Source organism: Pseudomonas sp. 05N434, assembly GCF_056396965.1.
In genome coordinates, this window is the sequence record NZ_JBFTMK010000876.1 from 1 (window position 1) to 1,255 (window position 1,255).

Annotated in this window: 2 protein-coding genes; one reads left to right on the forward strand and one right to left on the reverse strand. The window is 56.6% G+C overall.

Features of this window, described 5'->3' with window-relative positions; genetic code table 11:
* Nucleotides 1-2 precede the first annotated feature (2 nt).
* Nucleotides 3-899 (reverse strand): LysR family transcriptional regulator, encoded by an 897-nt coding sequence (locus tag AC1DLB_RS30325; RefSeq protein WP_477744678.1) that lies wholly within the window; start codon nt 897-899, stop codon nt 3-5.
* A 101-nt stretch (nt 900-1,000) separates the two neighbouring features.
* Between AC1DLB_RS30325 and AC1DLB_RS30330 the strand changes: the two genes are divergently transcribed.
* The coding region (locus tag AC1DLB_RS30330; protein WP_477786320.1) for an NAD(P)-binding domain-containing protein at nt 1,001-1,255 on the forward strand (255 nt) is incomplete at its 3' end.

Sequence of the window (1,255 nt, forward strand, 5' to 3'; positions counted from 1 at the left end):
GCTCAAGGAGCACCAAAGCGGACGAGCGCAGCCTCGATAAATCGTCGGAGTTTGGCAGTTCTCTGACGATTGGCCGTGTAGAGCAAATGCATTTGTCGGCTCGGTGCTTCGTAATCAGCTAACAGTCGAACCAACTCACCGCTGCGCAACGCGGGCTCAAGAAAGTCTTCGGGACCAAGGACGATCCCGAACCCGTCCAGCGCTGCCGACAGCAGTGCTTTGCTCTCATTGACCTGCAATCGACTGACGACTTGTACCCGTTCAACTGCGGAGCCTTTGCAGAATACCCATTCGTGGTCGGCCGGCCGGGACCAATAGGCATACCCCAGACACTCATGGTTCTTCAGATCATCCGGTATTTGTGGCACTCCGCGGTCGGTCAGGTAGCTCGGTGCTGCACAGGCTACCAACCGATAAGGTGCCAACGGCCTGGCGGTCAAACTGGACGCGGTCAGCGGGCCAATTCTGAAAGTCACTTCATAACCCTCCTCCACCAGATCGACGAAGCGATCGGTCAAATGCAAATCGATTTCGACTTCCGGGTGTTGACGCAAAAACTCCGTCACAAAGGGCATGAGGCTATAGGAGCCGAACGTTACGGGAGCGCTGATTTTCAGTTTGCCGCGCGGGGTGTCGTTCATGATCTGCGCAAGGGAGTCGGCAGCCTGAGCTTCGCTCAAAATGTGCTTACAGCGTTCGTAGTAAGCACTGCCCAACTCAGTCAGGCTCTGGCGTCGGGTGGTACGGTTCAGTAGCCGCGCACCTAGCCGCTGCTCAAGCGCGGCAACATGCTTGGCCACCATCTGCGCCGACAGGCCCAATCGCTCGGCAGCACTGGCATAGGAGCCGCATTCCGCCGCCATCACAAACGCTCCCATGCTCGTCAGACGGTCCATCATTCAACACTCCTGGTAACGAGACTAAGTAGCCGATGATTATTTATCTGCTGTTGGTTGGCAATCATCATGGTTTCTTCTTACTTAACCAGCGGAGCAAGGACATGCGTATCGGCATTATTGGGGCAGGCTTCATCRGACGTGCAGTGGCGCAATTGGTCATCGCCGCGGGACACGAGGCGATGCTCAGCAATTCACGTGGGCCACAGACCATGAGCAGCGTGYGCAGTGGCATTCCTGGCAGTCAGGTCGGCACTATCGAGGACGCAGCACAATTTGGCGAAGTTGTACTCGTGGCAATTCCTCTTGAGCATTACCGAAGCGTGCCGGCCAAGTGGCTAGAGGGCAAAACCGTGCTG

What these genes read in the sequence shown, in the direction of transcription:
- AC1DLB_RS30325 (WP_477744678.1), bottom strand. Translation starts at nt 899, where the DNA reads ATGATGGACCGTCTGACGAGCATGGGAGCGTTTGTGATGGCGGCGGAA.